The organism is Streptococcus sp. SS4, assembly GCF_030440125.1.
GTDB lineage: Bacteria > Bacillota > Bacilli > Lactobacillales > Streptococcaceae > Streptococcus.
Window position 1 is genome coordinate 201130 of sequence record NZ_JAQFJM010000003.1, and the last position, 7131, is coordinate 208260.

General features: G+C 37.5%; 8 protein-coding genes. 6 read left to right on the top strand and 2 right to left on the bottom strand.

The window, feature by feature from the left end:
• The 3 genes from PCY16_RS04230 (at nucleotide 1) to PCY16_RS04240 (ending at nucleotide 2269) form a co-directional block, all read left to right on the top strand.
• On the top strand, nucleotides 1-765 hold the full coding sequence (locus tag PCY16_RS04230) for an ABC transporter ATP-binding protein (protein WP_021143582.1): 765 nt from the start codon (nucleotides 1-3) through the stop codon (nucleotides 763-765).
• Nucleotides 765-1475: an ABC transporter ATP-binding protein gene (locus PCY16_RS04235; RefSeq protein ID WP_002883761.1), complete on the top strand. Its 711-nt coding sequence runs from the start codon at nucleotides 765-767 to the stop codon at nucleotides 1473-1475. Before PCY16_RS04230 ends, PCY16_RS04235 begins: the two co-directional genes overlap by 1 nt.
• A gap of 134 nt (nucleotides 1476-1609) precedes the next feature.
• A complete protein-coding gene (locus PCY16_RS04240; protein WP_002890017.1) occupies nucleotides 1610-2269 on the top strand; it encodes a CBS and ACT domain-containing protein in 660 nt (219 codons plus the stop codon).
• Between the two features lie 148 nt (nucleotides 2270-2417).
• On the opposite strand, the gene cysK is transcribed toward PCY16_RS04240, so the two are convergent.
• Nucleotides 2418-3344: a cysteine synthase A gene (cysK, locus tag PCY16_RS04245; RefSeq protein WP_002883742.1), complete on the bottom strand. Its 927-nt coding sequence runs from the start codon at nucleotides 3342-3344 to the stop codon at nucleotides 2418-2420.
• Between the two features lie 101 nt (nucleotides 3345-3445).
• Nucleotides 3446-4072, bottom strand: a complete 627-nt coding sequence (locus PCY16_RS04250) for a YigZ family protein (RefSeq protein ID WP_021143583.1) — start codon at nucleotides 4070-4072, stop codon at nucleotides 3446-3448.
• A 54-nt stretch (nucleotides 4073-4126) separates the two neighbouring features.
• Between PCY16_RS04250 and PCY16_RS04255 the strand changes: the two genes are divergently transcribed.
• From PCY16_RS04255 to raiA, 3 genes are all read left to right on the top strand, one after another.
• Nucleotides 4127-5446: a DEAD/DEAH box helicase gene (locus PCY16_RS04255; protein ID WP_021143584.1), complete on the top strand. Its 1320-nt coding sequence runs from the start codon at nucleotides 4127-4129 to the stop codon at nucleotides 5444-5446.
• Entirely contained in the window at nucleotides 5427-6089 is a 663-nt protein-coding gene (locus PCY16_RS04260) for a ComF family protein (RefSeq protein WP_195413399.1), read from the top strand. Before PCY16_RS04255 ends, PCY16_RS04260 begins: the two co-directional genes overlap by 20 nt.
• A gap of 78 nt (nucleotides 6090-6167) precedes the next feature.
• On the top strand, nucleotides 6168-6716 hold the full coding sequence (raiA, locus tag PCY16_RS04265) for a ribosome-associated translation inhibitor RaiA (protein WP_002883786.1): 549 nt from the start codon (nucleotides 6168-6170) through the stop codon (nucleotides 6714-6716).
• Nucleotides 6717-7131 lie beyond the last annotated feature (415 nt).

The window sequence follows — 7131 nt, forward strand, 5'->3', positions numbered from 1 at the left end:
ATGGCACTTCTTGAAGTTAAAAATCTGACTAAAAACTTCGGTGGTTTGACTGCCGTTGGTGATGTTTCAATGGAACTCAATGAAGGTGAGTTGGTTGGGCTTATCGGACCAAATGGCGCTGGTAAAACAACCTTGTTTAACCTTTTGACAGGTGTCTATGAGCCAAGTGAAGGGACTGTTATACTTGATGGTACAGTCCTAAACGGTAAAGCACCTTATAAAATCGCTTCACTCGGTTTGTCACGTACTTTCCAAAATATCCGTCTTTTCAAAGACATGACTGTACTTGAAAACGTTCTTGTTGGTTTATCAAATAAGCAACCTTCAAATTTCTTTGCATCTCTTTTGCGTTTGCCTAAGTACTATTCAAGTGAAGAAGAGTTAAAAGCAAAAGCTATGAAACTGTTGGCTATCTTCAACTTGGATGGTGAGGCAGATACACTTGCGAAAAACTTGGCTTACGGACAACAACGTCATTTGGAGATTGTTCGTGCACTTGCAACAGAACCAAAAATTCTTTTCCTTGATGAACCAGCTGCGGGTATGAACCCACAAGAAACAGCTGAATTGACTGCTCATATTCGTCAAATTCAAAAAGACTTCGGAATTACCATCATCTTGATTGAGCACGATATGAGTTTGGTCATGGATGTTACTGAGCGTATCTATGTTTTGGAATATGGACGCTTGATTGCCGAAGGAACACCTGATGAAATTAAGAATAACAAACGCGTTATTGAAGCTTACTTGGGAGGTGAAGCATAATGGCAATGTTGAAAGTTGAAAATCTCTCAATTAAATATGGATCGATCGAAGCTGTAAAAAACGTCAGCTTTGAAGTTAATGAAGGTGAAGTCGTAACTCTTATCGGAGCTAACGGTGCAGGTAAGACATCAATTCTTCGTACCATCTCAGGTCTTGTTCGTCCAACTGAGGGAACCATTTCTTATCTTGGAAACGACATCCACAAAACACCAGCACGTAAGATTGTTGCCGAAGGTTTGGCTCAAGTACCTGAGGGACGTCATGTATTTGCAGGATTAACCGTAATGGAAAATCTTGAAATGGGAGCTTTCCTTCATACAAATAAAGAAGAGAACGCAGCTCTCTTGAAAAAAGTCTTCCAACGTTTCCCACGTCTAGAAGAACGTAAGAATCAAGATGCAGCGACACTTTCTGGTGGTGAGCAACAAATGCTTGCAATGGGTCGTGCCCTTATGAGTCGTCCAAAACTTTTGCTTTTGGATGAACCTTCAATGGGACTTGCTCCAATCTTTATTCAAGAAATTTTTGATATTATCGAAGATATTAAGGCGCAAGGAACTACAGTTCTTTTGATTGAACAAAATGCCAATAAGGCTTTGTCAATTGCTGATCGCGGTTATGTTCTTGAAACTGGTAAAGTAGTTCTTTCAGGTACTGGTGAAGAACTTCTTGCATCAGATGAAGTTCGTAAAGCCTATCTTGGAGGATAAGAAAAAGCGCCCGAGGGCGTTTTTCTATCGTCTTATGCTGATTGTAAAATACTAATTTTTCAGTAAAATATTGCAATCGGTTTCAATTAGTGTGGTATAATACAAGTAAGAAATCATTCGGAGGAAAATGAAACATGGCAGTAAAAGATTTTATGACGAAACGTGTAGTTTATGTCTCACCAGAAACAACAGTTGCAGCAGCTGCAGATATTATGCGTGATAAAGGTTTGCGCCGTTTGCCAGTAATTGAACACGATAAACTTGTTGGGCTTGTTACAGAAGGTACAATGGCGGAGGCCTCACCATCAAAAGCAACAAGCTTGTCAATTTATGAAATGAATTATCTCCTTAATAAGACAAAAGTAGGAGATATCATGATCAAGAATGTCCTTACTGTTTCCAAATATGCTAGCCTTGAGGATGCAATCTATATCATGCTTCAAAATAAGGTTGGAGTCCTTCCAGTTGTGGACAATGACCAAATTTCAGGAATTATCACAGATAAAGATGTCTTTCGTGCTTTCTTGGAAATTTCTGGTTATGGTCAAGCTGGAATTCGTATTGGGTTGGAAGTTACAGATACTCCACGTGTTTTGGAAAAAATTGCGAACCTTATTGCTAGTGAGAATCTCAACATCGAACGTACAATTGTTGCCCCTAAAAATGACACTGTACTTCGTGTTGAACTTCAAGTTGAAGGAGAGATTGGGATTGAACAACTCAAGAAGGTTTTTGTAGAAGCAGGATTTACAGTTACTGAAATTGCAGAAACAGAAGCAAAAGAGTTAGACTAATAACAAGGATAAAAAAACAGAAAGTTTGTAGGAACAGTTCAGTGGAAATGAGATTAAAATCCTTACTTTTTCTAGTAATTGATGAACTACAGGCTTAACTTTATACAATAAAAAGAGGCTAGAGCATTATGCTCCAGCTTCTTTTTTATTAGTCTTGAAAATCGTAAAGTGTTGTAGAGAGGTAGCGCTCACCATTGTCAGGCAAGAGTGTCAAGACTTTTTTGCCTTCGCCAAGCTCAGCGGCAACCTTTAGGGCAGCAGCAATAGCAGCACCTGATGAGATACCAGCTAGGAAACCTTCTTGGCTACCCAATGTACGTGATGTTGCGATAGCTTCATCAGAAGGAATACGCACAACACTGTCATATGATTTTGTATCCAATGTGTCAGGAATGAAACCAGTTGAGATACCTTGGATTTTGTGTGGTCCTGGTTTATCACCATTCAAGACAGCAGATTCGTCAGCTTCGATACCATAAACCTTGATATTTGGATTGGCAGCCTTAAGGGTTTTTGAAACACCTGAAATAGTACCACCAGTACCGATACCAGCAACAAAAGCATCCAAACCTTCTGCACCAAAATCTTCAAGAATTTCTTGGCCAGTTGTAGCCGCATGAACAGCTGGGTTTGATGGGTTAGCAAATTGAAGAGGTACCCAACCATTGCGTTCAGCAGCAACTTCTTTAGCCTTAGCAATTGCACCCTTCATTCCTTCGCTACCAGGAGTCAAAACAAGCTCAGCTCCATAAGCTTGGATGATTTTACGACGTTCAACACTCATTGTATCAGGCATTACGATAACAACTTTATAGCCTTTAGCAGCACCGACCCAAGCAAGACCGATACCAGTGTTACCTGAAGTTGGTTCAACAATGGTATCACCAGGTTTAATCGTACCAGCCTTTTCAGCATCTTCAATCATACGAAGAGCAATACGGTCTTTTACTGAAGAACCAGGGTTGAATGCTTCGAGTTTAACGTAAACATCTGCTGATCCTTCTGGAACAATAGAGTTAAGTTTAATAACAGGTGTTTTTCCAACAAGTTCGGTAATTGAGTTGTAAATTGTCATATTTAAAATCCTCTTAATCTTTGATTGATGGTTCTAAGTATACGACGGTAGGGCCAACTTGTAAAATACATCTTCTTTATCACTGTGATAACGTTTGACTATCAGATAGGAATTTCAACGATTTTCTTTCCAGATTTTTCATAAGTAACTTTCCCTTGATAGAATTCGGTTAGTTCCTGACCGAGTCTTTCAATCTCAGACTCTTCGACAAATAAAGTAGTAGAAACATCTGATAAGAAAGTTGTATCAAATTCTTGGAGTCCTTCTTTTTCAAGGAAGTTGGAAAAGACTTGGTATTGAGAGTAGGTTAACTCTACGGTTAGTCCTGTTAATTCCTTGACTTCAACTCGGCCAATCTCTTCAATAGCATGAGCAACGCTACCAGAGTAAGCTCGGATAAGACCACCTGCCCCAAGCTTGATTCCTCCAAAATAACGAGTCACAACTGCTACGACATTAGTAAGACCTTGTTTTTCTAGAACAGTAAGCATAGGAACCCCAGCTGTTCCAGAAGGTTCACCATCATCACTGGAACGCTTAATTTGGCCATCATCACCAACGATTATTGCAGAGCAAGAATGATTGGCCTTGTGATGCTGTTTCTTAATCTGAGCGATATATTCTCTTCCTTCTTCCTCACGGCTGATACGTTTCAAGTGACAAATAAAACGAGATTTTTTTATTTCTTCTTCAACGATTCCATCGTTGGCAATAGTTTTGTAATCCATAAAAAAATTTTATCATAAAAAGATGAATTCAAACATATTTTCGAATAGAAAGATATGGTACCTAAAGAATATTATGGACGACTATTTACGAAAGAGCAGTTGCCAGTGAACTATCACCCAGAGGCTTTAACATTAGAAGGTATGATAAAGGTCGATAAACAACTTAGATGTAAAAGATGTTACAGTTGGATAGAGGAAGATTGGCAATTACCGGGAGGTCAGTATTATTGTAGAGCATGTATTGTCTTTGGTAGAAACCAAGAAGGAAAAGAACTTTATTATTTTCCTTCCAAAACATCAGAAATTGAATTTCCTGTTTTGAAGTGGTTTGGAGAACTGACTCCCTATCAAGCTAAGGTCTCAGAGAAACTTTTGAGAACTTATCAAAAACAGAAAGATAGTCTCGTACATGCTGTGACCGGTGCTGGTAAGACAGAAATGATTTATAACATCGTTGCCTATGTTCTGGAAAATAAAGGTCATGTAGCTATCGCAAGTCCTCGGGTTGATGTTTGTCGAGAACTATTTCTACGTATGAAAAGGGATTTTACTTGTAGTATTTCCCTGCTTCATGCTGAGAGTGAACCATATGATGGTAGTCCGCTTGTAATAGCTACCACACATCAACTACTAAAGTTTTACCAGAGTTTTGACTTAGTTATTGTAGATGAAGTAGACGCATATCCCTTTGTAGGAAATGTCATGTTAAATCATGCTGTAGAACAGGCGAAGACCGAAACCGGTCGATTTATTTACTTAACAGCGACTTCAACATTATCTTTAGAAGAGCAAGTTCGACTTGGGACTTTAGAAAAGCATCACCTTGCTAGACGTTTCCATGGAAATCCTTTAGTACTTCCTAAATTCTTCTGGCAGGGCAGATTACAAAAATCTCTGACAAGAGGCAAGCTTCCAAGACCTCTTCTTTATCAGATTAAAAAGCAACGTAAATCAAAATTTCCTCTATTAATCTTCTTTCCAAATATAGCGATAGGTGAAAAGTTTACAAGTATTCTACAAAAATATCTTCCAGATGAAAAAATGGCCTTTGTTTCCTCAAAAAGCGAGAAGCGTTCAACTATCGTAGAGAAGTTCCGAAAAAAAGAACTGTCTATCTTAGTGACAACAACTATCCTCGAACGTGGTGTAACCTTTCCACAAGTAGATGTTTTTGTTTGTATGGCAAATCATCACTTATATACTAGTTCGAGTCTTATTCAGATTGGAGGAAGAGTTGGAAGATCACCAGATAGACCGACAGGAAAGCTTTATTTCTTTCATGAAGGACTATCCAAATCAATGCTTCGGTGTCGAGAAGAGATAAAGGTTATGAATAAAAAAGGAGGGTTTAACAATGAAGTGTCTGCTATGTAATGATTGGATTGAATCACTACCAAAATTAAGAGAACTCATTATGTTTAACCAAAGAAAAGAGTACTCTTGCCAATCATGTAAACATCAGTTTAAAAACCTCTCAAAAGAAAGATGTCAAAATTGTAATAAAGAGTTATATGGAGATGCTTGTATTGATTGTAAACTTTGGATGAAAAAAGGCTATATTCCTAAGCACCTTGCTATTTATCGATATGAGGAAAATATGAAAGAGTATTTTAGTCGCTATAAATTTATGGGAGACTATTGTCTTAGAAAAATATTTCAACAAGATATTAAAAACAACTTAAAACCATTTTTGAAGAAAGGTTATACCATAGTGCCAGTCCCATTATCGGAAGAACGCTTGGCAGAAAGAGGATTCAACCAAGTTGAGGGATTGATAGAGGGAATTCCCTATCGGGATATCTTTGAGAAAAGAGATATTGAGAAGCAATCCTCAAAAACACGCGAGGAGCGTCTAAGTCAAGATAATGCCTTCTGTCTCAAGGAAGGTATAAATCTACCAGATAAGATTATTATAGTGGATGATATCTATACAACGGGTTCCACTTTATATCAGATGGTTCAACTGTTAGAAGGTATAGGTATTAAAGAAGTTTTGACCTTTTCACTAGCTAGATAATAAAAATCCTTGCAAATTTTCATGAAAAGGATATAATAAAGATAAAGAAAACGCTAACAAGCGAGAAAGAGGTCTTTTATGATTAAATATAGTATCCGTGGCGAAAACATCGAAGTAACTGAAGCACTTCGTGACTATGTTGAAAGTAAACTTAGCAAAGTTGAAAAATACTTCAACGAAGACCAAGAATTGAATGCACGTGTAAATCTTAAGGTTTATCGCGAAAAGACAGCTAAAGTAGAGGTTACTATTCCAACAGGTTCTGTAACACTAAGAGCAGAAGATGTTTCGCAAGATATGTATGGTTCTATTGACCTAGTGGTTGATAAGATTGAAAGACAAATCCGTAAAAACAAAACAAAAATTGCACGTAAGCATCGTGAAAAAGTTCCAACAGGAGAAGTATTCTCAGCTGATTTTAATAACGAACAAGTTGAAGAAGCACCAGCTGTTGAAGTTGTAAGAACTAAAAACATTGAGTTGAAACCAATGGATGTTGAAGAAGCCATCCTTCAAATGGAATTGTTGGGTCATGACTTCTTTATCTATACTGATAGCGAAGATCATACAACTAATGTTCTCTATAAACGAGAAGACGGTAACTACGGTCTGATTGAAGCTAAATAATAAAAAAGGAAGTAGGTTGAGAAACGTGCTTCCTTTATTTTTTTCAAAAATCTATTGACAAGTATTGATTTGGATGTTAAGATATAAAAGTTGTCTTAACAGACTTGCCATAAACTTGAAAAGGTTCCAAAACTTTAAAAAAGTTATTGACAAGATAAGTCAGAGATGATATTATAAATAAGCTGCTTCGAGAGAGGCGGCGGACACGAGAAGTGAAAAAACTTCAAAAAAGTGTTGACAAGCCATTCTAGATTTGCTAGAATATAGGAGTTGTCTTAAGAGAGACAAAGACCTTTGAGAACTGAATAAGAAACCAAGTGCAGGGTTATGATAGAAGAAATTATAACCTGTCAATTTACAAGAATAAATCGTCAGATGACGGTAATGAGTTAACGCTCGAACAATTATTAAAGAT

Bases quoted from the DNA above. Each gene is read 5' to 3' on its own strand.
- PCY16_RS04230 (WP_021143582.1), top strand. From the start codon at position 1: ATGGCACTTCTTGAAGTTAAAAATCTGACTAAAAACTTCGGTGGTTTG.
- PCY16_RS04235 (WP_002883761.1), top strand. From the start codon at position 765: ATGGCAATGTTGAAAGTTGAAAATCTCTCAATTAAATATGGATCGATC.
- PCY16_RS04240 (WP_002890017.1), top strand. From the start codon at position 1,610: ATGGCAGTAAAAGATTTTATGACGAAACGTGTAGTTTATGTCTCACCA.
- cysK (WP_002883742.1), bottom strand. From the start codon at position 3,344: ATGACAATTTACAACTCAATTACCGAACTTGTTGGAAAAACACCTGTT.
- PCY16_RS04250 (WP_021143583.1), bottom strand. From the start codon at position 4,072: ATGGATTACAAAACTATTGCCAACGATGGAATCGTTGAAGAAGAAATA.
- PCY16_RS04255 (WP_021143584.1), top strand. From the start codon at position 4,127: ATGGTACCTAAAGAATATTATGGACGACTATTTACGAAAGAGCAGTTG.
- PCY16_RS04260 (WP_195413399.1), top strand. From the start codon at position 5,427: ATGAAGTGTCTGCTATGTAATGATTGGATTGAATCACTACCAAAATTA.
- raiA (WP_002883786.1), top strand. From the start codon at position 6,168: ATGATTAAATATAGTATCCGTGGCGAAAACATCGAAGTAACTGAAGCA.